Consider the following 234-nt stretch of genomic DNA (forward strand, 5'->3'; position numbering starts at 1 on the left):
ACCAACTTTGACGCTCCTGTGGCACGGCGCGCCGCCATGGCCTCGCTCGCGTTTTCTCACGCTGTCGGGTTTGGTTTGCTGTCGAGGTCCTTTGCCCGCTGGCGCTTGCTTTCGCCCTTGTCCCCGTTGCAGTCATCTCAGCTGACCGCCTATGTCGGGATCACCTTCATGACCGCATTGTCGGTGATCTGCGGACTGTGGCTGTTGTTGATCGCGCCATCCCTGGCGCTGCGG

1 pseudogene is annotated in these 234 nt (G+C 62.0%); it reads left to right on the forward strand.

The features are described from left to right. Positions 1-234: pseudogene (locus tag R0J92_RS26880) on the forward strand (hypothetical protein); the annotation flags it as partial.

The organism is Tritonibacter sp. SIMBA_163, from assembly GCF_046535935.1.
GTDB lineage: Bacteria > Pseudomonadota > Alphaproteobacteria > Rhodobacterales > Rhodobacteraceae > Epibacterium > Epibacterium scottomollicae.